The 23,079-nt window shown below is 57.6% G+C and carries 26 protein-coding genes; 8 read left to right on the plus strand and 18 right to left on the minus strand.

Annotation, left to right across the window (positions count from 1 at the left end):
- Nucleotides 1–33: 33 nt before the first annotated feature.
- Nucleotides 34–765, minus strand: coding sequence for an endonuclease/exonuclease/phosphatase family protein (locus tag PH552_RS04700; RefSeq protein WP_183762064.1), 732 nt, complete (start codon nt 763–765; stop codon nt 34–36).
- 67 nt (nt 766–832) lie between these two features.
- On the opposite strand from PH552_RS04700, the gene PH552_RS04705 reads away from it, so the two are divergent.
- A complete protein-coding gene (locus tag PH552_RS04705; RefSeq protein ID WP_285165596.1) occupies nt 833–1,789 on the plus strand; it encodes a lysylphosphatidylglycerol synthase domain-containing protein in 957 nt (318 codons plus the stop codon).
- On the opposite strand, the gene PH552_RS04710 is transcribed toward PH552_RS04705, so the two are convergent.
- The gene (locus PH552_RS04710; protein ID WP_285165597.1) at nt 1,742–3,160 is read right to left on the minus strand and encodes a phospholipase D-like domain-containing protein; all 1,419 of its coding nucleotides are present in this window, start codon (nt 3,158–3,160) and stop codon (nt 1,742–1,744) included. The two genes, PH552_RS04705 and PH552_RS04710, sit on opposite strands and share 48 nt — an antisense overlap.
- Nucleotides 3,161–3,352: 192 nt before the next feature.
- On the minus strand, nt 3,353–3,562 hold the full coding sequence (locus PH552_RS04715; RefSeq protein ID WP_112345567.1) for a hypothetical protein: 210 nt from the start codon (nt 3,560–3,562) through the stop codon (nt 3,353–3,355).
- A gap of 316 nt (nt 3,563–3,878) precedes the next feature.
- Here PH552_RS04715 and PH552_RS04720 point away from each other — a divergent pair, with 316 nt between their 5' ends.
- Both PH552_RS04720 and PH552_RS04725 read left to right on the plus strand, forming a co-directional pair.
- A complete protein-coding gene (locus tag PH552_RS04720) occupies nt 3,879–4,406 on the plus strand; it encodes a DUF4142 domain-containing protein (RefSeq protein WP_112345566.1) in 528 nt (175 codons plus the stop codon).
- A 113-nt stretch (nt 4,407–4,519) separates the two neighbouring features.
- On the plus strand, nt 4,520–4,753 hold the full coding sequence (locus tag PH552_RS04725; protein WP_112345565.1) for a hypothetical protein: 234 nt from the start codon (nt 4,520–4,522) through the stop codon (nt 4,751–4,753).
- A gap of 112 nt (nt 4,754–4,865) precedes the next feature.
- Here PH552_RS04725 and PH552_RS04730 read toward each other — a convergent pair whose 3' ends face one another.
- Complete coding sequence (locus PH552_RS04730; protein WP_112345564.1) at nt 4,866–6,146, minus strand: NRAMP family divalent metal transporter; 1,281 nt, start codon at nt 6,144–6,146, stop codon at nt 4,866–4,868.
- Between the two features lie 921 nt (nt 6,147–7,067).
- On the opposite strand from PH552_RS04730, the gene PH552_RS04735 reads away from it, so the two are divergent.
- From PH552_RS04735 to PH552_RS04745, 3 genes are all read left to right on the plus strand, one after another.
- A complete protein-coding gene (locus tag PH552_RS04735) occupies nt 7,068–7,685 on the plus strand; it encodes an NUDIX hydrolase (RefSeq protein ID WP_112345562.1) in 618 nt (205 codons plus the stop codon).
- Between the two features lie 180 nt (nt 7,686–7,865).
- Nucleotides 7,866–8,378, plus strand: coding sequence for a ferritin-like domain-containing protein (locus PH552_RS04740; RefSeq protein WP_145644805.1), 513 nt, complete (start codon nt 7,866–7,868; stop codon nt 8,376–8,378).
- Between the two features lie 129 nt (nt 8,379–8,507).
- On the plus strand, nt 8,508–9,413 hold the full coding sequence (locus PH552_RS04745) for a c-type cytochrome (protein WP_285165599.1): 906 nt from the start codon (nt 8,508–8,510) through the stop codon (nt 9,411–9,413).
- Between the two features lie 6 nt (nt 9,414–9,419).
- Here the strand turns inward: PH552_RS04745 and PH552_RS04750 are convergent, their stop codons facing one another.
- From PH552_RS04750 to PH552_RS04795, 10 genes are all read right to left on the minus strand, one after another.
- Nucleotides 9,420–9,839 carry a c-type cytochrome gene (locus PH552_RS04750; protein WP_285165601.1) on the minus strand — a complete coding sequence of 140 codons (420 nt, stop codon included), beginning with the start codon at nt 9,837–9,839 and terminating at the stop codon, nt 9,420–9,422.
- Nucleotides 9,814–10,710: a cytochrome c oxidase assembly protein gene (locus tag PH552_RS04755; RefSeq protein WP_483315477.1), complete on the minus strand. Its 897-nt coding sequence runs from the start codon at nt 10,708–10,710 to the stop codon at nt 9,814–9,816. The genes PH552_RS04750 and PH552_RS04755 overlap by 26 nt, the downstream gene beginning before the upstream one ends.
- A complete protein-coding gene (locus PH552_RS04760; protein WP_112345559.1) occupies nt 10,698–11,009 on the minus strand; it encodes a hypothetical protein in 312 nt (103 codons plus the stop codon). The genes PH552_RS04755 and PH552_RS04760 overlap by 13 nt, the downstream gene beginning before the upstream one ends.
- The gene (locus PH552_RS04765) at nt 11,006–11,608 is read right to left on the minus strand and encodes a cytochrome c oxidase subunit 3 (protein ID WP_285165602.1); all 603 of its coding nucleotides are present in this window, start codon (nt 11,606–11,608) and stop codon (nt 11,006–11,008) included. The genes PH552_RS04760 and PH552_RS04765 overlap by 4 nt, the downstream gene beginning before the upstream one ends.
- Nucleotides 11,605–13,518: a cytochrome c oxidase subunit I gene (gene ctaD, locus PH552_RS04770; RefSeq protein ID WP_285165603.1), complete on the minus strand. Its 1,914-nt coding sequence runs from the start codon at nt 13,516–13,518 to the stop codon at nt 11,605–11,607. The genes PH552_RS04765 and ctaD overlap by 4 nt, the downstream gene beginning before the upstream one ends.
- Nucleotides 13,515–14,513: a cytochrome c oxidase subunit II gene (coxB, locus tag PH552_RS04775; protein ID WP_285165604.1), complete on the minus strand. Its 999-nt coding sequence runs from the start codon at nt 14,511–14,513 to the stop codon at nt 13,515–13,517. Before coxB ends, ctaD begins: the two co-directional genes overlap by 4 nt.
- Complete coding sequence (locus PH552_RS04780; protein WP_145644974.1) at nt 14,510–15,079, minus strand: c-type cytochrome; 570 nt, start codon at nt 15,077–15,079, stop codon at nt 14,510–14,512. Before PH552_RS04780 ends, coxB begins: the two co-directional genes overlap by 4 nt.
- A 276-nt stretch (nt 15,080–15,355) precedes the next feature.
- The gene (locus PH552_RS04785) at nt 15,356–16,081 is read right to left on the minus strand and encodes a metallophosphoesterase family protein (RefSeq protein ID WP_285165605.1); all 726 of its coding nucleotides are present in this window, start codon (nt 16,079–16,081) and stop codon (nt 15,356–15,358) included.
- Between the two features lie 2 nt (nt 16,082–16,083).
- Nucleotides 16,084–16,902: a nucleotidyltransferase family protein gene (locus PH552_RS04790; protein WP_285165606.1), complete on the minus strand. Its 819-nt coding sequence runs from the start codon at nt 16,900–16,902 to the stop codon at nt 16,084–16,086.
- A gap of 33 nt (nt 16,903–16,935) precedes the next feature.
- The gene (locus tag PH552_RS04795) at nt 16,936–17,463 is read right to left on the minus strand and encodes a sigma-70 family RNA polymerase sigma factor (protein ID WP_245430523.1); all 528 of its coding nucleotides are present in this window, start codon (nt 17,461–17,463) and stop codon (nt 16,936–16,938) included.
- A 76-nt stretch (nt 17,464–17,539) separates the two neighbouring features.
- Here PH552_RS04795 and PH552_RS33720 point away from each other — a divergent pair, with 76 nt between their 5' ends.
- On the plus strand, nt 17,540–18,223 hold the full coding sequence (locus tag PH552_RS33720) for a response regulator (RefSeq protein ID WP_350223705.1): 684 nt from the start codon (nt 17,540–17,542) through the stop codon (nt 18,221–18,223).
- A gap of 103 nt (nt 18,224–18,326) precedes the next feature.
- Here PH552_RS33720 and PH552_RS04805 read toward each other — a convergent pair whose 3' ends face one another.
- From PH552_RS04805 to PH552_RS04820, 4 genes are all read right to left on the minus strand, one after another.
- Nucleotides 18,327–19,100, minus strand: a complete 774-nt coding sequence (locus PH552_RS04805; RefSeq protein ID WP_112345550.1) for an ABC transporter permease — start codon at nt 19,098–19,100, stop codon at nt 18,327–18,329.
- The gene (locus PH552_RS04810; RefSeq protein ID WP_285165732.1) at nt 19,084–19,854 is read right to left on the minus strand and encodes an ABC transporter ATP-binding protein; all 771 of its coding nucleotides are present in this window, start codon (nt 19,852–19,854) and stop codon (nt 19,084–19,086) included. The genes PH552_RS04805 and PH552_RS04810 overlap by 17 nt, the downstream gene beginning before the upstream one ends.
- 74 nt (nt 19,855–19,928) lie before the next feature.
- Complete coding sequence (locus PH552_RS04815; RefSeq protein WP_113249009.1) at nt 19,929–20,930, minus strand: ABC transporter substrate-binding protein; 1,002 nt, start codon at nt 20,928–20,930, stop codon at nt 19,929–19,931.
- A gap of 47 nt (nt 20,931–20,977) precedes the next feature.
- Entirely contained in the window at nt 20,978–22,060 is a 1,083-nt protein-coding gene (locus PH552_RS04820) for a 4-oxalomesaconate tautomerase (protein WP_285165607.1), read from the minus strand.
- A 110-nt stretch (nt 22,061–22,170) separates the two neighbouring features.
- Here PH552_RS04820 and PH552_RS04825 point away from each other — a divergent pair, with 110 nt between their 5' ends.
- On the plus strand, nt 22,171–23,070 hold the full coding sequence (locus tag PH552_RS04825) for a LysR family transcriptional regulator (protein WP_112345546.1): 900 nt from the start codon (nt 22,171–22,173) through the stop codon (nt 23,068–23,070).
- Nucleotides 23,071–23,079: the final 9 nt, after the last annotated feature.

The following is a 23,079-nucleotide window of genomic DNA, read 5'->3' on the forward strand; positions in this document are numbered from 1 at the left end:
GGCTCTGGGATACCTCGATCCTTCAGGCAATCGCTAACCTTCAAGGATCAGATCGGCGATAACAGGCAGATGATCGGATGCAACCGCAGTCAGCTTGTTGCGCAGAACGGCACTGTCGATGACCCGAATGTCATTGCTGACAAATATATGGTCGAGGCGCATCAGGGGGTATCTGGAGGGAAAGGTGGCATATGACGGCCGATTTCCCAAAAGCTGGACATCCTTCAGCAGCCGGCTGATCAGCCGATAAGTGGCGGATGCGGGAATAGCGTTTAGATCGCCGCACAGGATCGTCGCTTTGGGATTCACGGAAGCATGCAGCCATGCGGGGCCAATCAACGCTGTCATTTGCTGGATACGATCTCGCCCACGAAGACCGAGATGCGTATTGACGACATTCAATGTGACATCGCCGATCGCAATCTCGACCGCAAGCGCACCGCGTGGCTCGCCTCTTGAGGGCAACGGACCGGCCTTGACCGCTTTTGTCGGCCAACTGGTTATGATTGCATCTCCATATTGCTCCTCGGCGAATGTCAGGGTTGGATTGAAATGAGCCTCCATCTTCAAAAGCGATGCGATCATACTTGCCTGATCGGTGTGCCCTGTCCGCAAACGGCGAACATCGATTTCCTGCAGCGCCACGATATCGGCCTCTGCTTGAGCAATCACCGATGCGATACGTGCCGGGTCGACCCTGCGATCGGTGCCGATGCAGCTGTGCACGTTATAGGTGAGTATTCTGATTCGTTTCTGAGAGGCCATATGTTGGGAACACTGAAGTCATCAAGTCGTTCCGCTCGAACAACCGGTGCGAACGAAGGCGGATCCGATGACCCTGAAAGGCGCGATATGGAATGCGGCGATCTTCGGCGCGCTTTGCCTTGCACTCTTTCTTCTCTATCGGATTCTTTCGCACTATAGTCTTGAAGAGATCGGCGCGTCGCTTCACCAACTTCCCTTCCCACATCTTGCGGCTGCCTTCCTCTGTGCCGTGGCTTCCTACATCTGTCTGACCGGTTTCGATTATCTGGCAATTCTTTCGCTCGGAAAGTTCTTGCCATACCCCAAAATCGCACTGGCATCATTCATCAGTCTGTCGATGGGTCACAGTATCGGTTTTGCAGGGCTCAGCAGCGGTGCGTTTCGTTACCGCTACTACGCCCGCTGGGGTTTGAGCATGGAGGATGTCGCGAAAATCATTCTATTTTCCGGCGTGACGGTCGCTCTCGGCTTGATAACCATCGGCGGTATCGCTTTGCTTGTCGATTCGGACGATATCGTCGCGCTTTCGCGAGCAGACACGGCAACTTTGCGGATATTGGGTGGTGCTCTTCTTTGCATTCCCGCAAGCTATGGTATTCTGGCCAGATACTTGCGAGGAAGATTAACCCTCTGGAATTGGTCATTTGCCTTGCCTCGAGCCGGAATAGCCTTGGCGCAAATTGCAATCGGCACGGCCAATTTCGCCTTCGTCTCGGCATGCCTTTATGCATTGTTTTCGGCTTATGCAGACCTCTCCTATTTCCGTACCATCGCCGCGTTCGTGCTTGCCAACACTCTCGTCCTGACCACGCATGTCCCCGGGGGCCTCGGTGTCCTCGAGGCGGTGCTGGCATATGCTGTTCCGAACGCCGCGTCGATCGGCGCGTTGATTGTGTTTCGGCTGATTTACTATCTCATTCCGCTTCTGGTCGGTGCGATCGCGATGCTGACCACCGAACTGGTCTTCAGACGGCATTCAGCCAAATCGCAACATGCGGCGCAACCGGCCAGCAAGACGATGTAGTCGTGGTGGCCGCGAAGGCGGTACGGGGTCGAATAAGGCCGTGCCCGCAACGGGCGTCATCTTCCGGCTTTTCGAGTGAAGCGGTTTCAAGCCCCTTGCGCCGAGATCGAGCGTCGCGATCGCGCGGATCAGCGAGCCGCCTTGTTCAAGGAGCTGATCGAGCGCCTCGACAGAACAGCCGAGGAATTCCGAAAGAAGGCTATGACGCAGATCGCGGATGACTCTCCTGTGTTCCGCACTTTGCGCCTCAAACAGAATATCGCATTCCGTATCCAGGTTCTCCGAGCGGTGGTTGAGATTCGACGAGCCAATTCGCACTAGGTTGTCGTCCGCGATCAGCAGCTTTGAATGAATGAACAACGATTTCTGTCGTTTCCCGTCTGGAATGACCGGATAGAAAATGCGCAAGCGATCGAACTCGTCTGCTTGTTTGAGTTTGGTAATGATCCTGTCCCTATTCGCGTCCATGATCATCTTTTCGATGAGACCATGCGAACCGTGGGCACATATGATCACGATCTCAGGCCCTTCCTTCTCCTTCAAACGCGCGGCCAATGCGTCAGCGACGTTGAAGGACGCAAGATATTGCGTTTCGATGTAAAGGTGGCGTTTTGCTGCTGCGATCACCCGTTTGGTTAAGGCTACTCCCGGATTGTCATCCGCCTGCGCTCCTTTCATCGGCCCCGAGACAGCGAGTTCGAACGGTATACCGGAAAGAAAAAGGGAGCCGTCATAGCGAAATCCACGATCGTCACCACCTGCCAGGTGTCCATGCCGCTCGCCTGTTGCCGCTGCCCATCGCTGTCTGGCGATCCAGGAGACGGCTCTCGCTGCCTGTCCGCTTACCATCACCTGCAGGTCATGCACCGGTTCGTAGGGCAAGCCCTCCGAATCCCGTCGGCGCTGATCCCTGACCCCATGGCCGCGTGTATCCCATCGGCGCGATGCCAGATCGATGCCGCCGAGGAATGCGACATTGTCATCGATGCAAACAAGCTTTTGATGATGACAGCCGAGCAAGACAGGCTGAAACGCGAAGCGGAGTTGGATACGATTGCTCTTCGGGAAAGTTTTTCCAAAGAATGCCTTCAGCGATTTATCCGAGTAGATTGGCCCGAGCGCCCAGACCAGAATACGGATCTCCAAATCCGGATTGGATTGGACGGCGCGTTCCAGGACATCTCCCAAGATCGTTCCCGGATCTTCCGGTTCCAGCAATATTTCCGGGTTGAAATTCCAGCCAACAATCCAGATCTGCCGTCTGGCCTCCTTCAGTGCGTTGGCCAGGCATGAAAAATATTTCTTGCCGTTGATGAGAAAACTCGCCCTATCTGCGATGCCTGTCAGCGCTGGCTTGGTCATTTCCTGCATGGTGGCGGGGCTGCAATTGTTGCGAATGATTCAAGGCAATAACCGGTTTCTGCGTAGATGGTTCATTGTCGCTTGATAGGCAGCACCGGCGGTCATCATCTCCGGATCCCTGCGGAAGCGCCGTCCGGTGGAATTTACTGAAATTTCGATGCTGCATATGACGGGTTCGCTTTGTTCGTTCGCCTGCCGGCGTCAGCGGCGATTACTGACATGATCGCGATATTGTTCCGTCTGGATGTTCCGGCTGTCGAGGCCCCTTTGCCTTGAATGCTGCGCCTTGTCGCGATTGGACAGAACGGCATTTTCTCCGATCCGGCCCTCATCGAGAGTCGTGGCGGCGCCGGACGCATCGCCTTTGCCTTTCGAGCCACGGGAGAACTGCTTTTTTCCTGCGTGAGCCATTGTGTACCTCCTTCAATGCGGAGCGGGTTGCAATCGGATATACGGCCAAAGCTGCTTCGAAACTATCGAACATCCAGTCCCATCGATTGTTCCCCGGGGAGCTACGGAACTGGCGCCGATCTGCCAGGCATTTATTTATTCCGGTCTAGGAACATTCCACATCTGCCGTAGTTGCGTTCTGGCTAGTTCGAAGGAACCGGTCAGGCGGTGAAAAGCTCCTGTCGAAATGGCCAGCCGCGCACCTCAAGCGGTCAGTCAAGCAAATCAGATGGATCATCCTCGGAGCCACCGAGACCAGTGTAGGAAGGAGAGCCTTATGAAACTCACGATTGTCACCATTGCATTGGCACTGACGGCAGCGCCGGCATACTCCCAATCAGCAGCGGAGAAGACAGGTGTCAACTCTCTGGTAGGCGCAGCGCCGAATACGCAGGACTTCGTCAATGAAGCCGCAACGAGCGACATGTTCGAAATCGAATCAAGCAAGCTCGCACTGCAGCGCGGCAATGATCAAACGAAGAAATTCGCACAGCAGATGATCGATGATCACACAAAGACGACGGATCAGCTTAAAGATCTCGTCAACAGCGGAAAGGTCCAGGCGACGATTCCGACGGAGATGACCTCAAGTCAGAAGAAGATGCTGGTGCGGCTGCAGAAAATGCAGGGAAATGACTTCACCAAGCGCTACGATGCGGATCAGCGTTCTGCTCATGCGAATGCAGTGGATCTTTTCAAAAGATATGGAAACGGTGGCGAAAACGCGGACCTGAAAACCTGGGCTTCCAATACGAGGCCGAAGCTCGAGCAGCATCTGCAAATGGCCAAACAGCTCGCAAAGTAGATGAGCGACGGCGAGTGAAGACGGGCCACGCCTCATCCGGCTCGGACGTGGCTGCAACCCCGGTTTTCCCAAGCTCCTTGGGAAAGCAGGCGAAGTGATTAGGAGTTTCGATAATGAACGTGATCCAGCTTCCGCTGGTCCGCCGGAGCGATCGCGATCCCGAACCGGCGTTTTGCACAAGTGATCATCGCGGTCGTGCCATGTTTCGCTTCCTGGCGGATTACAGAATTGACGGCCGGACGTTTGGCATCAGTTTTTGGGCCTATGACCTGGCAGATGCCGAACGCCGCGTTGCGTCGATGCGGGCCAATCTCAGCCTCCAAGGTCAGATCTTCTGCCGCGTGTGAAAAAGCCCAAATGTTTTCCGATACGGATGGCTTACATCCATCGATCGCCGCATACCTTGAAACTGACCGAAGACGGGCCTGGCCACTCAGCCCCATCTAGATAAGCCCCTATCTAGACAAACCATGTCACCACCAGCCCGGCGCTAGCCGAGAATATGGCCAAAACCGTCAGCCAGCCGGCGATGTTCATAAGGCGCGAATTCACATGCTCGCCCATGATTGCCTCATTATTCGTGATGAACATGAGCAACAACAAAAGGGGAGGAGTGGAGAACCCTTGGACGACGCCGGACCATACAAGAGCTTTCATCGGATTTAGGCCAAAGAAGTTCATGGCGACGGCAACCACGGTCACGGCTGCTATGATAAGATAAAAACCCGGCGCCTCGCGGGCGGTGGCGTTCAGACTGCCCTTGATGCCGATGGACTGGGCAAGGTCATAGGCCGCTCCCGTCGTCATGACCGGAACCGCTAGAAATCCAACCGATACCACTCCTGCCGCAAACAGGTATCCAGCCGCCTCTCCGGCGATCGGCTTCAGCGCTTCGGCTGCCTGAGCCGCGGTTTCGATATTGGTCTGCCCCTGAACGTGCAGCGTTGAACCGGTCGCCAGGATGATGAAATACATCACGACATTGGAAAATGTCATGCCGACAAAGATTTCCCTGCGCGAGCGGGCCAATTTCGAGCCGCTGACACCCTGTCTGGCGCGCAGGGTCGTCTTTCCTGCAGCGATTTTCTCTTCGACCTCCTCGTTGGACTGCCAAGTGTAGAGATAGGCCGATAACGTCGTCCCGATGATCGCCACGATGATCGAAAGAAACTCCTCGTTGAATTCGACGGATGGAACGAGCGTGCCCTTGAGGACCTCCGTCCAATCCGGCTTCGAGAGCACGGCCGCGCCTGCATAGGCCAGTAGGCTGAGTGCAAGCCAGCGGAAAATGCGACGAATCAGGGTATAGGATCCAACGACCTGGAGACAGAGCATGATGGCCGCTGTCACAGTGACGATCAAGGGAACGGAAAACGGCACGAAAAGACCGACGGCAGCGGCCATGCCGCCTAAATCAGCGGCGGCCTCGATCGTATTACCCGAGACAACCCCGACCAATGCTATGTAAAGAAGCCACCGCGGATAATTGTCATGGACGACTTGAAACAATCCACGTCCCGTCACTTGTCCGAGCTTCGACGAGAGATAGACAACCGTGAACATCATCGGCAGCGTGACGGGGGCGGTCCAAAGCATCCCGACGCCGAAGCGGGCACCGGCACTGGCATAGGTACCAATTGCCGAGGGATCGTCGTCAGCCGCGCCCGAGATGAGGCCGCGGCCGAGCAGGCTAAATCCTTCGAAATGATGCCGGGTAACGGCCGTCTCGCCGTGCTTCATTGCGAGACCATCCGGGCACGGTCAGTTGCAGCCAACAGGCACATAAGAATGATCAGGCTGCCATGAAACGATCGCATCAACGGATACCTTTTTCCGCCTAAGCTTCGAGATCGACGGAAGTTCCATGTGGATCGGCAATAACTTGCCGTCCCCAACAACTTGTCATCGCTGGGGCGGCCGGAAAGCGCCGCTCTCGAGCAGCCGGTTGTTTGCGGGGCAAATTTCAGGTTCCGGTATCGGGAATAATCCGTAACTATTTGCGGAACTTCGCGGTCCGTTCTCGGTAAGGTTCTTTTAAAAAGAAAGGATCCGTCATGGCAGACAGCGAAGCAAAATCCGGCGGACGGAACTCTCTCTCCGGGAAGAACGCATCTCGCAATCCTGCTCCGGTCCGCCAATCGAGCGAGCAGGAAGGCATGGCCCCGAACGTGTTTGAAAAAGAGCGGGTTACGCCGATAGGCAAACCAGGCGTAAGGGTCTCCGCAGACAATCGGATCAAATCACACTCGAAGGAATAGGTTGGTTCCTCCGTTCATGCAGCGCCCCTGCCAGCTTGCCAGGGGTGAATGTCAGTGCATATTTCCTCTTTCGTCGAACAGCAGGATCTCTTGGAGCCAGCAACATCCGCCGCCACGACGATCGTGCATTGAGATGATCGTGTATCGATTGGAAGCATTGTCTCGCCGATGTTGTAAAGCAGCGATCGGTGCCCGGCTTCGCATTCTGGTCATCCGATCGTTAAGAAACCTCGGCTTGATCCACATACGCGGAAGGAGGTTTTCCCGCTCGTCCGCGGCACCTTTATCGCGGCGGCGCGTTGAGAAGGGCACCCAGCGCATCGCCGGAGATTGCCGCTAGAGCTCCGAGGCTCGAGATCACCCCATTCTCCTGGCCGAGTGCCGCTTAACAAAGGGATCGACAATGGAATTGAAGCCGTGGACAATTCAATCATCGCGCCAAGTTCTAAAGGATCGCTGGATCGATGTGAGGGCCGATGATTGCGTAACCAGCGAAGGTCACTCGATTTCTCCCTATTACGTTCTTTCATATCCTGACTGGGTCCACGTCGTTGCAATCGGTGACGACAGCTCGGTCCTGTTGCTGGAACAGTACCGCCATGGGCTCGGTATCGTATCGCTCGAAGTGCCCGGTGGCGGAATTGACGCAGGCGAAACGCCTTTGGAAGCCGGAAAGCGTGAACTTCTTGAAGAAACCGGCTTCGAGGCTCGCCATTGGCAATATTGTGGGCGCCTTGCACCCAATCCAGCCATGCAAACCAACTATAGCCACATCGTTCTAGCGACCGGGCTGATGGAGAGCCAAGCGCCGATGAACGATCCTTCAGAACGTGTCGTACTGCGTCAGCTGCCTTTAACCGAAGCGGTAAACAAAGCCATCACAGGTGGAATCTGCCAAGCCATTCATACCTCTGCCCTGCTGCTGGCACTTGCGCACGGAAACCTCGTGAAGATCACTGCTGAGACGCATTTCAACGACATCCACGCTCGTCGAGCACGACTAAGCAACCAGGGTTCTTGAGGATGTCCCGGCTCCCATGCCGTCCGTATCCCCTGCGGCGATCCAATACCCGGTAATCCGCTGAGGCCAAGATGCTGCCACACGCATGCCCGCATACCTGCCAATCTTCCAGCGGCCAGCCTTCCGCAGGAACAACGCCGGCATGTCTGTGTTCGGAGTTTCCAGTCAATGGAGGACATCATGGCAGACAACGAAATCCGCGACGCTTTTATCGTCGGCCTCAGAAATGCCCATGCGATGGAAAATCAGGCGCTCAGTATCATGAAGCCGCAGCTGTCGCGCATCGAGAACTATCCTGAAGTCGCCGCGAAACTCGAGCAGCATATTCGAGAGACCGAGGGCCAGATCATACGCCTTGAGGACGTACTCGAGGGGCTGGATGAAGACCATTCGACACTCAAGGACATGGCGTTGTCGTTTACCGGCGCGATGACAGCCATGGGTCACACGTTGGCCGGCGACGAGATCCTGAAGAATTCCTTCGCCAATTTCGCTTTCGAAAACTTCGAAATCGCCGCATACAAGTCCTTGTTGACTGTCGCCGATGCCGGCGGTTTTACCGCCGGCAAAACAGCCCTTCAGTCCAATCTCGAAGAAGAAGAGGCCATGGCAAACTGGCTTAATGTCAACCTGGCGGCTGTCACCCAGAAGTTCCTGCTCCTGCGGGAAGGTGGAGCAACCGCGAAGATCTGATGTACATAGTCCATGCGAGTGTCTGCCGATAATCTGGGGTCCGCCGCCCGCAAAGCGGAACGGATGGCTCGATCATCAGTTCTATGAGAGCGCCATCATTCACGCTCCATGGGATCGGTCGATAGAACCATGCGCATTCTGATTTGGCTGTGCCTGGCGGCCATGCTGGCCGCCGTTCTGATCTGGTTCGTGACGGAACCCGCCATGCCTTTTGCGCCCGATGATCCGCGCCTTCAGGGCAATGGCGACCCAGCTCGGGGCGAGCTCATTTTCGCCGCCGGCGACTGCGCATCCTGCCATGCCACCCCAGGCCAGAAGGATCGTCTGAGATTGGGTGGCGGCCTCGCGCTCGCATCACCCTTCGGAATATTTCGGGCACCCAATATATCGTCCGATCCCGTCGATGGCATAGGAAGCTGGAGCACGGTGGACCTTGCCAATGCGTTGATCGGCGGGGTTTCACCGCGACATCAGCATTATTATCCGGTATTTCCCTATCCAAGCTTAACGGGCATGCGTGTCGAGGACATCAGGGATCTAAGGGCCTATATGAGGACACTGGCTCCAGTCTCCGGTCGCCCGCCCGCGCATGATCTGTTTTTCGTGTTCCGCATGCGCCGGCTGTTGGGCTTTTGGAAATTGCTGTTCTTTCGCGAAGGGCAGATGCAAGGACCCGTCAGCACCGATCCTGTCCTCGCTCGTGGACGCTATCTGGTCGAGACCCTGGGCCACTGTGCGGAATGCCATTCTTCCCGCAATAGATTGGGTGCCATAAGGCCCGAAACGCGATTTGCCGGCGGCATCGATCCTGAGGGCACAGGCTTCGTTCCCAACATCACGCCGAGCCGGATCGGAAATTGGTCCGAAGCCGACATCGCGGAAATGCTGAAGAGCGGCAACACGCCCAACCATGGCCGCGTCGGCTCGTCCATGGCCGAGGTCGTCACCAACATGGCGATGCTGCCGCAGAGCAATCGCGATGCCATCGCGCGCTACATCAAGAGCCTGCCTCCTCGACCGACGCCGCATCCTTAAACGGGATTAATGAGTGTAGAGATAGGCGGCGAGATCGCGGGCCTCGGCTTGCGAGATCCCTGTTTTCGGCATCGCCGAGTTGGGCGAGAAATCCTGCGGCGACACGATCCAATGAACGAGATTATCGCCCGTATTGTTGATGACGCCGGCGATATAGACCCGTTTTTGAAGGCCAGACAATGCGCCGCCAACCTGGCCATCCGCACCGGCGATCCCTGGGATTTGATGGCATCCGGTGCAGCCGTACCGACGAAAGATCGGTGGTGTTCGGGAGGGATCGCCGCCTCCGGTCAGCACGCGCGCGACCTGCAATCGCTGCTGCGAAGTCTTTGCCCAGTTTACGCCGATCACAGTGCAAAGTACTGCAATGGCTGCCGCACACAGCCAGATACCGCGGTATCTATAATGGGCGGATGTGCTGAACATGGTCCGCTCCCCTACCGGCATTTGCTATCCATAGCGCTGCCATTGCGAGCGCCACGCCGGCGTAAATCGTCCCGGCTGGAATCCACATGACCATCCCGGCGAGCTGCTGATCCTCGAGCGGCGTAAGGCCCCATGTTTCCGCAGTATGCGTCTGCGCGACATAAAGGACGCGTGGCGCCAGCGCCATCAGCGCACCGAGCGCTCCTGTGTGCAGCATGGTCAGGAACAGATGCCACGCCGCGACGCCGCGATTGCTGCGCCAGAAGATCGACCACCAGAACAGGATAGCGGTGGCGAAGAAGCTCAGATGCTGGAGACGATGCAGCGTGACATCGGCGACGGCGGCATCGAACAGGATCGGCGCATGCCAGGCCCATATGGCGACGGCATGCAACAGGGTGGCATTGGTTCCTCCGCTCAGCCAGTGCCAGGCGATGCGCACGGAGCGCCGTCTCATCGCCCTCCCCGTCCAGCGCGTCAGCCGATCCGGCAGCCCCCATAGGAACGTGCCGGCCGGCCGCGCAATGACAATCATCGGAGCGGAGATCGCCATGATGATTTCGTGCTCGATCATGTGAAACGTAAAGAGCTGCTCTCCGAGCCAGTGCAACGGAGACAGCAGCGCACCGGCAAGCGTCAGCCAGCCGGCCCAATAACAAAGAGCGCGCTTCGCCACGACAGATCGGCTCATTCGAACGCGTCGCCTCAGCCTCCAGCAACCTCGGCCGTAAAGAAAAGCCGCGACCGCTAACGGTGTTACGATCCAGGGGTCGATCGTCCAGACAGAATGAAGGAGATGCGCCTCCGCGCCATGCGCGGCAGCCTCCCGCCCCGTCATCAGCAGGATCATGAGGGCGGCTAATGTTCGCATGCGTTCAAGAGCCACGTGGCTCCTCCCTGCAGGAAAAGCGCGAAGGCGAAGGCGAGCCCGACGAGGACACTGAGATGGCGGAGAAACAGCCCCGTTCGCGCCTCCTCCGGGGTCGAACCGGCCTGCGGGATCGCCGCGCTCGCCAACGCAAGCAGAATTGCGACGGAAGATGTCAGGATGGACCAATGCGTATGCCGGCTGCAATCGACATAGGGGAGAACCTGACCAAGCTGGGTATTGCCGGCCCAAATAAGGGGCGCGAGGATCAATCCGCCATATTTTGCGGCCATGGTCATCATAGGCGTGGTACCCAGTAAATGCATGCGTACAAGGGAATCCACGCCACCACGACAAAGCTCCAGTACATTGCATTATCTTCGACATCGCCGAAGCGGCGCGGATTATCGGCATGCTTCGAAAACATCAGGCAGGTCAGTACCAGCGTATCGATGAGATCCGTGACGATGTGGGTCGTATGAAGCCCCAACATGGTCCAGATGATCGAGCCATAGGCATTGTCGTCCCAGCGTATGTTGAGGACAGCGAATTCGAAACCGCGCAGGATCAGCGGCACCGCCCCGAGCACCGACATGACGATAAGCCCGATCCGCACCTTGCGCAGATCTCTTTGCCGCGCCCAGCGGGACAAAAGAATATTCGGCACGAGGCTTGCCAGCAATATCGCGGTCAGGGTCGTTCCAGGAACGAGGCCGGGCGCCGGCGCGTCGATCGGCCAGTGCGGGGCGAGGCTCATCAGGTAGAAATAGACTGCGATCGCCAACGCGAAGCCGGAACCTTCGATAAGCATGAAGGCGCAGGTTCCCCACCAGGTCGGGCTTGCTCTCCCCATGCCATGAGGCGGCAGCCTTGAAACATCGAGGACGACACGCTCCTTCATGATTCATCCTCCGGCGTCTGCTTCGGCCAGAACCAGCCAGTCAACGTGATCCCGATCGGAATTGACCCCCAAATGACCGCCCAAGGCGAGAAGATCGACCAGATCAGCATCACCGTGGTGGCAAGAGCGGCCAGGAGCGGCCAGATCGAATTTCGTGGCGAGGACTCGCTTGCTTCGGGTTGCGCCTCGACGACACTGCTGACGATCAATTCGCGCCGGTCGGTGCGCAGCCCGCCGGCAACCGCGAGTTCATCGGGCTGCGACCACAGCGGATCACGAGCGGCGACCACCGGAATACGACGGAAATTGAAGCACGGCGGCGGTGACGATGTCGCCCATTCGAGCGTCGATGCATCCCATGGATTCTCGCCGGCGATCTGCCCGGATCGAGCGCTGCGAATGACATCGATGAAGAAGACGAGGAATCCCAGCGAAAGGATGACGGCGCTCAGGCTGACGAACATGTTCAAACCGGCCCAGGGCATTTCCGGCTGATAGGTATATATGCGCCGCGGCATGCCCTCGAGACCCAGGATATGCATCGGAAAGAAAGTCAGATTGAAGCCAGTAAAGATCAGCCCGAACGCCCAGCGGCCGAGCGTCTCGCTCATCATCCGTCCAGTCACCTTGGGAAACCAGTAATAGATGGCGCCGAGCAATGGGAAGACGGCGCCGCCGACCAGGACGTAATGGAAATGTGCGACGACGAAATAGGTGTCATGTACCTGGGTGTCGAACGGCACAGAGGCGACCATCACCCCGGTCAGCCCACCGATGACAAAAGTCACGATGAAGCCGAGAACGAACAGCATCGGCGTCTTGAGCACTGGTTGCCCGCCCCATAGCGTCGCCAGCCAGCAGAATATCTGGACGCCGGCCGGAATGGCGATCGCCATGCTGGAGGCGGTAAAGAAGCTCTCGCCTAGCTTCGGCAGGCCGACAACGAACATATGATGCACCCAAAGACCGAAAGCCAGGATTCCGGTCGCGATCAGGGCCATGACAAGCGGGAGATAGCCGAATACGGGGCGGCGCGAGAAGGTCGCTGTTATCGTCGACACCATGCCGACAGCCGGCAGGAAGATGATATAGACCTCGGGATGGCCGAAGAACCAGAACAGGTGCTGCCATAGCAGCGCATCGCCGCCCTCCGCGGGATTGTAGAAATGCGTCCCGACCAGACGATCGAGGATCAGCGTCGAGCTGGCGAGCATGATTGCCGGCATGGCCATGATGACGAGGAAGGCCGTGACGAGCATCGACCAGACGAACAGCGGAATGCGGTCGAGCGACATGCCCGGCGCACGCTGCTTGAAGACGGTGACGACGATTTCCACCGCAACGGCCAAGGCGGCAACTTCCGTGAAAGTGATCATCTGCGCCCAGAGGTCGGCGCGCTTGCCCGCGCCATATTGCGGTCCTGACAAGGGCACATAGGCAAACCATCCGACATCGGGCGCGGTATCGAGCGCAAACGAGATCCATAACAACAGACCGCCAGCCAGATAGATCCAATAGGAAAAGGCATTCAAGCGCGGGAAGGCGATATTGCGGGTGCCGACCATCAGTGGCACGAGATAGACCGCCATGGCTTCCATGACCGGCACGGCAAACAGGAACATCATGTTTGAGCCATGCATGGTGAAAATCTGATTGTAGCGGTCCGGACCGATGAAGCGGGCCTCCGGCTGCGCCAATTGCAGCCGCATCGCGAGCGCGAGCAACCCGCCCAAGGCAAGAAAGACGAATGCGGTAACGATGTAACGGCGGCCGATGATCTTGTGGTCGACTGTCGTCAGAGCGCCCCAGACACCGGCGGGCGTCATCCAGGTCTGCGCGAGCCGCCGTTCTAACTCGCCGTCATCGAACATCAAATCTGTCGGTTGCGTTGGTTTGCCGTCCTTCGTCATTTGAGGCTTTCCATATAGGCGGAAAGCTGCCGCAGCTCATCACCGGAGAGCGGAACCATCGGCATGTTGTTTCCCGGTTTCAATGTCTGCGGATCGGCGATCCAGGCGGCAAGTGAACCGCGGGTATTATCGAGCAACCCTGCCGCGATCGTCTGGCGACTCCCGACATGGGTCAGGTCCGGCCCCGTCGATCCCGATGCCTCGGTTCCGCGTATGGTATGGCAGGCCGCACAGGGCTTGCGCATGAAGAGAGCCTTGCCGGCAGTCGCCTCCGGATCGGCAGACGATACGCTACTCGCCCTCTGTGCGGCGGCCCAGCGCAGATAGTCAGCCATATCCTCGGCAATGACGAACAGCGCCATATGGCTGTGCTGAAGCCCGCAGAATTCCGCGCATTGACCGCGATAAACACCTGGCCGCTCCGCTCGTATGGTTATGACGTTCTGCCGGCCGGGAATGAGGTCGCGTTTACCGGCGAGGCTCGGTACCCAGAAGGAATGAATGACATCCAAGCTTTCGAGCTCGATGCGAATATCGACGCCAACCGGGATATGCATCTCATTGGCCGTCTGAAAGGACTTGGCCGGATCGGCATCATCGTAGATGAATTGCCACCACCATTGCTGCCCGCGAACCTTGATCGCGAGACCGGCATCCGCGGACATTCCGAGGCCGCGCGTTGCATAGAAGCTCGCAATCGTCAAACCGGCGATGACGACAACGGTCGCTGCAACAGCCGCCGTTACCAGCTTGCCCATCCGCCGCTCACTTTCGGAGCTTGGACTTTCCCTCGGCGTCCTGGCGTGCAGCAATGCGAGGACCAGCGCGAACATGACCAGTGCCCACACGGCGCAGCAGACGACCACGATCCCGATGATGAGATGCTTGAGCTGAACGGCCGCGGCTCCCTCAGCGTTCAGCGCCGACTGAGCGCCGTTGCATCCTGCAATCAGGATGGCCGACAGGAACAGGAAAACGGCAGCGCCCGCTTTCAAGGCGATGGCCCCTGCGTTGCGTTCGGTGCGGCAGGGCCTTCATCGAACAGGATTGCCGCCGGCGCGCGGTTTTCTGCCGGGCGCGTCTGCTTGTCGTCATTGCGGCTCGGCGCGGTGGTCTTTGCCTTATATGCGCCAATCGTCTGGACGTAGCCTGCGAGCTGCCAGATCTCGTCGATCGTCATCTTGTCGCGAAAGGCCGGCATTCCACGCGGGCGGCCGTCGCGGATGGAGGCTGCGATCGACACCATCTCCGGACCATAGAGCCACCAGCCATCCAGGAAAGACGGGCCGGTCCCGCCACGCCCGTCACCATGGCATGCTCCGCAACCGAACCAGGAATAGAGCCGTTTGCCCTGGCTGAGATCGTAAGCGGTGGTCTCGTAGGGTTTGCCGAGCGCGAAGTAGATTTCCGGGGGAGCGCCGCTGATCCCGTTCGGCATCAGGCGCAGTTCATCCAAAGCGGCCCCTACCGGAGGATCCGTTCGATATTGCCGTCCTTCTCGCGCATTGCCGATGACGGCGGCTGCCCCGAGGCTTACCAGAAAGGCGCCGATCCAGAACATGCGATCCAGGAATTCTCTGCTGACCTCCCATGTCATGTTTGATGTCTCAACCTTCTGCGGGCATCAGCCGGCGGGTGACATGCATGCATTTGTCATTCGCCAGCCTTCTCGAGCTCCATCCACTCGCTTCGATCTTGCCGGATCCATTGCCTGGCCGGTTTTTCCCTGTGCAGTCACGATGAAGATCCTCGATTCCTACAAAGAACCAACGACAGGCATTTCTGTTCCCCATCGCTCATATCGGCGGCAATGGACCGATGCCCGTCAGGTTCGTCGCTAGAGATCGATGAGCGCGTATGGTTTGCCCGTTGGCTTTTCGATATGGGCCGCAACATTATAGACGGGAGCTCCCGCGGGTGTGCGGCCCTCATAGCTTCCCCGGTGTGCGTGTCCGTGGACAACTGCATCGACCTTGAAGCGGTCGATCGTTTCGGCAAGGCGCGACGAGCCGAGAAAAGGAAAGATTTCGGGTGGTTCGCCGACGACGGTTTCGGTGATCGGCGCATAGTGAAGAACCACCATGGATCGACTGGCGCGAACCTGGCGCATGGCGTTTTCCAGCCGCATGGTTTCGTCGACGCTTTCCGCGACCATCGCCTTGATGGCAGGCTCTCCGAAAGAACTCAACATATGACGTCCGAACCCTCCGGCAAACCCTTTCACGCCGACGAAGCCAACACCCTCGATCTCGACGGCCCTGCCATCCAAAAGCTTCACGCCGGCATCCGTGAGAATGGCCGTCACTTCCTCGACGGCGCCGCTTTCATAGTCGTGATTGCCCAATACCGCCACCACCGGCACCGTACAGTTGCGCAGGTCTGCGGCAAGCAATTCGGCCTCTTTCGGCTTGCCGAGATCAGTCAGATCGCCGGCAATCACCAACACATCCGCTTCCGAACAAATATCCCCAAAAAGCGACTTGTAGGATTTCTCCCGATCTTCCTTCACGTGAAGGTCGGCAACGGCGGCTACCCTCAATTTTCGTCGCTGATCGTTGGCCATGGTCAGTTCTCCTCGTCGGTGCGCAATTCGCCCTCGCCGCCCACATCGGCAAAACCCCATTCCTCCACATCGATCTGGAAATCGACCCGCGAATACATTCGGCCTCGGCAAATCTTCATTTGCGGCAAGGGCAAGTCACGTTGTGCACTTAAGCGATCGAGCAGCTCATCCATCAGCCAATCGGGAACCTTGTCGCGCTCGGAGGGATAGATCCAGCGAAAGTTGAGAAGCTGGATTAGCAGCACCTCCCAGTTCACCTCCAAATATCCCAGCAATTTTCTCCAGTTGATCTTGTCATGGGCCTTCAGGATCACATGCGCGATGTCGGCGCCATCGTAGCGGTGCCGCAGCTGGACAAAGCATTTCGACCAGATGAGTTCGGTAGGCCCCACGACGCGGACGGAGCAACCGCACATTTCGAGCTGGCGGGCGTCCTCGAACCACTCATCGCCAACCGGCATCGTTCCGTTTGACGATGCAAAGATCACATCGAGGAAGTGGGGGCCCTTCGAGATCTTCCCCAGCCAGCGCTCGTCCTTGACCTCCACCGCGTAGCCCTTGTCCTGAAAATGCGCGAGAATGCGCGCATAGTCGCCCGCCTTGCAAAAGACGTCGAAGTCCTTCGTGGGACGGGAAATTCCGGTATAGGCGCTGACCGCATAAGTGCCGGCGACCAGGAACGGGATCTGCGATGCCGCGAGATCGTGGACGGCGGCAGCGACAAAAGGCTCAGCATCCGGGTCGATCAATTGAGGCACGGCCTTAGCCTCGATCGGCAGGTTGCCGGTGAGGCTTCGATCCATATCCGAGGGAACATTCATCAGACCACCGCTTCGCTGAAAGACACAGTAAGATCAACGCCGCCAGTCGAAGTCCTCATCGAGCTGCGCGGCCAGGTGCCGGCGAGCCCGGTTGATGCGGCTCTTGACCGTGCCGATCGCACAATCGAATCTTTCGGCCGCGTCGTCGTAGGAGCGCCCCTCGATGACAACGTATTCGAGCACCGCGCGATAAGGCTCCGGCAGCTGATTACAGGCACGCTCCAGTTCCTTCGCGCGGATCGTCCACTCCTGCGACGGCGCTTCCACGCCAACACCGGAGACGCATTTCTTGGTTCCGGGCGACTCGCGCTTGGCTATGCGGAATTTGGTGCAGAAAGTGTTGCGCATGATGGTGAACAACCAGGACTTCAACCGCGTGCCTGGATCGAACTGTCCAATATTAGCGAGCGCCTTGGTCAAGGTTTCCTGAACCAGATCATCGGCATCGACGGAGTTTCTATGGAAAGTTCTGGCAAAGGCACGAAGAGCCGGAATGAGATCTACGATTTCGGCCTCCAGATCAGTGGTCTCGCGATTAGTGGATTGGGATATATCGTGCACGACGCTCTCCTTGTGGCCGCGATACTGGCGCGATCGACGCGGCATTTGCGTCGCCCGCCGATGTAGACGCCACAACGTGGCGCGAAATATCCGCGCGGATGGCGGCCAGTCATGTGAACAATCTAGTGCTGAGCGAGCCGGCGCATTGAAGCCAGTTTCTCAGCGCTTTTCGCATCTACTAAGGAACGGCTCCGTCTTCAGCTTGTTCCGTGCGTTTTTTACGTCCTTCCGGTATTGTTTCGCGCAAACCGAGCAGACTAAGAATCTCGCAGTGTATCAGTTCGACGGCAGCGGAACGGATCAAATTCACGTCGGAAGGGTTGATCTACACCATCGAACTCCCTTATCGGAGGAGATCAAGCGTTATGGACCGAAGATGAGCCAAGGCTACAGTCACCTCTTTTCCGGCCGCCGGGTTTTGATCGTGGAAGACGAGTATCTTCTTGCAAACGAAGCGCGCCGTCAGCTGGTGAAGCTCGGCGCCATTGTCATCGGACCGACAGCGCGAGTCGACCAGGCTCTCGAACTAATCCAGGACGAAGATGTCGACGCAGCCATTCTCGATATCAATCTGGACGGCGAAATGGTGTTTCCCGTGGCCGATAGGCTGAATGAACTCAATATCCCTTACGTCTTCGCAACCGGCTATGATCCGTCGATCATTCCGGCGCGCTTTACCGGCTTCATTCTTTGTGAAAAGCCGATCGAGATAGAGCGCATTGCACGAGCTCTGTTTGGCCCGTGGCAACAGGATTCTTGAGGAACGCTCGGCACCAGGGATGATTATCAAAACCCCGAAAGTTGTTGTCCAACTTTCGGGGCTCGTTCGATCGTTACGCGGGCTTTTGGCGTTCTTTGCGGAATCAGGTCGCGCGTTCTGCTACGCGCGGCCGCCACTTGATCAGGCGGCTCTCGACGAAATCCAGGACCAGATCGATCAGTAGGACAAATACCGCCAGGATGAAGATCCCCGCGAAGACGCCGACGGCATCGAAATTGCCTTCCGCCTGCGCGATCAGGTAGCCCAGACCGGCCGATGCGCCCAGATATTCACCGATGATCGCACCAACAACCGCAAAACCGACGGATGTTCGAAGCGAAGACAGAATCCAACTCGCCGCAGCCGGAAAATAGACGTGACGCAGCAGTTCGGACTTCTTCGCGCCGAGGATGCGAGCGTTCGACAGCACGACGGGGTTGACTTCACGCACGCCCTGCATCGCGTTGAAAAAGGTGACGAAGAACACGAGCGTGACGGCGAGGGCCACCTTCGACCAGAGGCCCAGGCCGAGCCAAAGGACAAAGATCGGAGCAAGAACCACGCGCGGAATGGCGTTCAGGCCCTTGATGAACGGATCGAGGATACGCGCAGCCGAGCGCGACAGTCCGAGCCATACCCCTGCCGCGACGCCAAGTCCCGTACCGATGACGTAGCCAAGCACCGTTTCCGTAAGCGTGATGCTCACGTGCTTGAAAAAGCTTGGATCGGCAACCCATGCGAACACCTGCTTTATGATATCGACAGGCGAGGGAAAGAAGAAGACATCGACCAAGCCGAGGTTCACGCCGATTTCCCAACCGCCGACGATGACCAGCAACAATGCCAGTTGGGTAAGTCTTTCAGTCATGGCGTTCATAGCTTTTCTCCACTTCACCGCGCAGGGAAGCCCAAATATTGCGATAGAGGTCGGTAAAACGGGGATCGAGCTTGATCTCCGCGACATCGCGAGGCCGCTCCAGATCGACAGGGAAACTGTCGATGACGCGCGACCGCGGACCTGAGGCCAGAACCACAACACGATCCCCCAGAGCAATCGCTTCCTCAAGATCATGCGTAATCAGAACCACAGCCCGCTGCTCTTCCTGCCATAGGCGAAGCAATTCGTTTTGCATCAAATGCCGAGTGTGAATGTCGAGCGCGGAGAAAGGCTCGTCCATCAGGATTACCTTCGGTCCCGTTATCAGCGCCTGCGCCATTTGCACTCGTTTGCGCTGGCCGCCGGAAAGCTGATGCGGATAACGGTCTTCGAAGCCCTTGAGACCGACCTTCTCCAGCCATTTGAGAGCCCGCTCCCGCCGCTCGCCCGCGCCAACACCTTGGAACAAGGGGCCTAGTTCCACATTCTCGAGCGCGGTTTTCCAAGGGAATAGCGCGTCCTGCTGAAATAGATAACCGATGTTATTCTGAACGCCCGAGACCAGAGCCCCATCGATGGAAACAGATCCCTTCGCTGGCTTCAAAAGTCCGGCGATTGCATTCAGGATCGTACTTTTGCCACAGCCCGTCGGCCCGACAATGGCGACGAATTCGCCATCGGCTACCGTCAGATTTACATCCTGGACCGCAACGAAGGAGCCGAAGGACATGGTGACGTTTTCAATTGCCACCATTGCTTTGGGTGAGGCCCCGGCCTGGGGCGTCTGTTTTGCCGGCGCGAACGCTGCCACGGACATCTTAACCTCCCTTAATTCGATGCCGCCGCCGGCACCTTAGCTACGAATTCGTTGGTAAAAGTCTTCGACAGATCGATCTTGGCCGCCTTGACCTTGTCGTTGAACGAGGTCAGGACATCGAGAGGCGTCTTGATATCTTTTTCGTCGAGCAGCCCATCCGTGGAAAAGATCTGCCGCGCGTTTTCAACTGCCTTGATGTATGTCTCTTTGTCGCCCGAAATGAATTCCGGCGGAAGCTTTTCGACGATCTCGGCGGCGCTGTGCGTCTTCATCCATTGAAGCGCCTTCACCGTTGCATTTGTGACCTTCTGGATCGTTTCCGGATTTTTGGAGATGTAGTCCTGCGTGGCGTAAAGGACCGATGTCGGATAGATACCGCCATAGATCTCCTTGGCGCCGTCGTCATTCCGGGCGTCGATCAGGATCTTTCCGACACCCTTCTCGACAACGAACGTCGCCGCAGGGTCGTAATTTACGAGCAGATCGATCTTGCTTTGCTGAAGCGCTGCGACCGCAGCCGAGCCCGAGCCCACGCCGATAATCGAAACGTCGTTCGCCGAGAGACTATGCCGCTGGAGATAGTAGCGAATAAAGAAGTCCGAGGATGAGCCCGGAGCGGTGATTCCGATCTTGGCACCCTTGATCGTTTCGGGGTTTTTCGGATCGAATTTCGCGTCTTTGCCGCCGGCCAGAACGAGCCCTGAATTTCGCCCGAGCTCCACGAAGGCGACAACGTGCTTGTTTTGCGACTGCATCTGAATCGTATGATCGTAGAAGCCGACGGCGACATCCGTCGAGCCGGCAACCAATGCCTGCAAGGTCTTCGATCCGCCCGACGCGAAGTTTTCGACGGTAACCTCCAGACCCTCTTTCTCATAAAGGCCCAAGCCCTGCGCGACGGGGAAAGGCAGGTTGTTGAGGTTGTAGGAACCGACGCTTATGCGAACAGGTTCCGCCAAAGCCGTTCCGGACAGCGCTACCGCTGCCGCGAGTGCGAGAATAAGCTTTTTCATTTGATCTCCTCCATTTTGGCACCCTCCCGGCACCATGGGTTTATCGATTATGCTGCACAAACCAGCGCTTTGGCAGGCTTTGCAAAGACATGGCCCTCAAAAAGCCTGCGCGCCGTGCGAAGAATCCCGGCGACGAGCTTCCCATCCCGCAGTTGCAGCTTCACGTCCAGATGGCCGCTGGGATGTTCAATGGAAAGCACGACGGGCGGTGTTTGAACGCCGATAAGGCGGGACGCCACGGTGTTTTCGCTCACACAGGCCGTTGCAATCCCGACAGCGCCTGTCGTCGCCAGTGATGGATGGCATTCATTCGGCATGAAGTAGCGAACATTCAACGCGCCGCCTTGTCTGGCTGGAGAGATGAGAACCGGTTTCGGAGTGACTTGACTGCGGACATCACCCATTCCCATTTTCTCGCCGGCAAGGATACGAAGTTTTTCCAGCCGCTCGATCAACGAATGATTGCCGTTCAGTTCAGCAGCACTCTCATATCCGGTCACACCGAGTGAAGCGGCCTCGATAAGGAGCATCGGCATCGCGCAATCGATACAGGTCACATCGACACCGGCGATCGTTTCTATCGATTTACCGCTTGGGAAAAGCTGGCCCGTTCGGGCACCCGCCGCATCCTTGAACGTGAGCGCGATCGGAGCAGCCTGGCCAGGTACGCCGTCAATTCTTGCGTCGCCGAGATAGGCAACCGCGCCATTCGGTGTCGGAACCTCGGCTTCGATCATCTTGCCGGTGTTGACGTTGAATATCTTGACGAGCGTGGTGTCTCCGGCGACCGGCACAAGTCCCGCCTCTATCGCGAACGGCCCGACAGCCGCCAGCATGTTCCCGCAATTGGGGGAGGTATCGACGATCTGCCTGTCGACGCGAACCTGCGCGAACAGATAGTCCACATCCGCGCCAGGCACCGTTCCCGGGCCGCAGATGGCAACTTTGCTGGTGACCGGGTTTCCCCCTCCAATACCATCGATCTGAAGCGGATGCCCCGAGCCCATCACGGACAAAAGCACCTGATCCCGCTCGGCCGGGTCCCGCGGCAGGTCCGACGCCAGAAAGAACGGGCCCTTTGAGGTGCCACCCCGCATCAGGACACACGGTATGGAGAGCAAATCATTCATGCGTTTTTCTCGCCAAGTAATGTGTTTATCGTATTAATCCGCTTCGTTATTGCTATTATGGAATTAATGATTGATATGTGAAATGCTAAAATCGAGGACATTGATACGAAATGAACATCAATTGTGAGATCCTTGACCTGAGAGCGTTCCTGGCCGTCGTGGAACTGCAGGGCTTTCATCGCGCTGCCGATCAGCTAAACATGTCGCAACCGGCGCTCAGCCGGCGGATTCAAAAGCTGGAGCAGGCGATCGGCGCGCCGCTGCTGGAGAGGACGACGCGCCATGTCGCGGCTACGGCTCTCGGAACCGAGCTCGTGCCTCTGGTGCAGCGTATGCTCGAGGAGTTCGATGGCTCGCTATTCTCGATGCGGGAACTGGGAGCCAAACGCGGAGGCTTGGTAACGATTGCCTGCCTGCCGACGGCAGCCTTTTATTTCCTGCCTTCCGTCATTCGGCAATTCAATCAGGAATACCCGAACATTCGGCTTCGGATTCTCGATCTTACCGCGACCGACGCACTGCAGGCGGTGGCACGCGGCGAGGTCGAATTCGGAATCAACATCATGGGAAGCTCAGACAGCGATCTGGTGTTCGAGAGGCTTGCGGAGGATCCCTTCGTCCTGGCAGCCAAACGAGACCATCCGCTGGCCGAAACGACGGAAGTGCGATGGCAGGATCTCGAGCCTTATCCCCTTATTACGGTTCATCGCTCCAGCGCGAACAGGACACTCCTGGATGCGGCTCTGGCGAGAGCCAATATCAAGCTCAACTGGTTTTACGAGGTCACGCATCTTTCGACGTCACTCGGTCTGGTCGAAGCCGGATTGGGAATTTCGGTGCTGCCTAAGATGGCGACACCACAGGGCGAACATCCCTTCCTGATCACTCGCCCCATTCGAAATCCGGAGATCTCCCGCACCATCGGTGTCGTCCGGCGTCGCGGGGGGAAGCTTTCACCGGCCGCGGAGCATTTCATGCGCATGCTGATTGGCGCATGGGCGCAAAACTAGACAGGGCGG

It is taken from the genome of Rhizobium aureum (genome assembly GCF_030182495.1).
Classification (GTDB): domain Bacteria; phylum Pseudomonadota; class Alphaproteobacteria; order Rhizobiales; family Rhizobiaceae; genus Rhizobium; species Rhizobium tropici_C.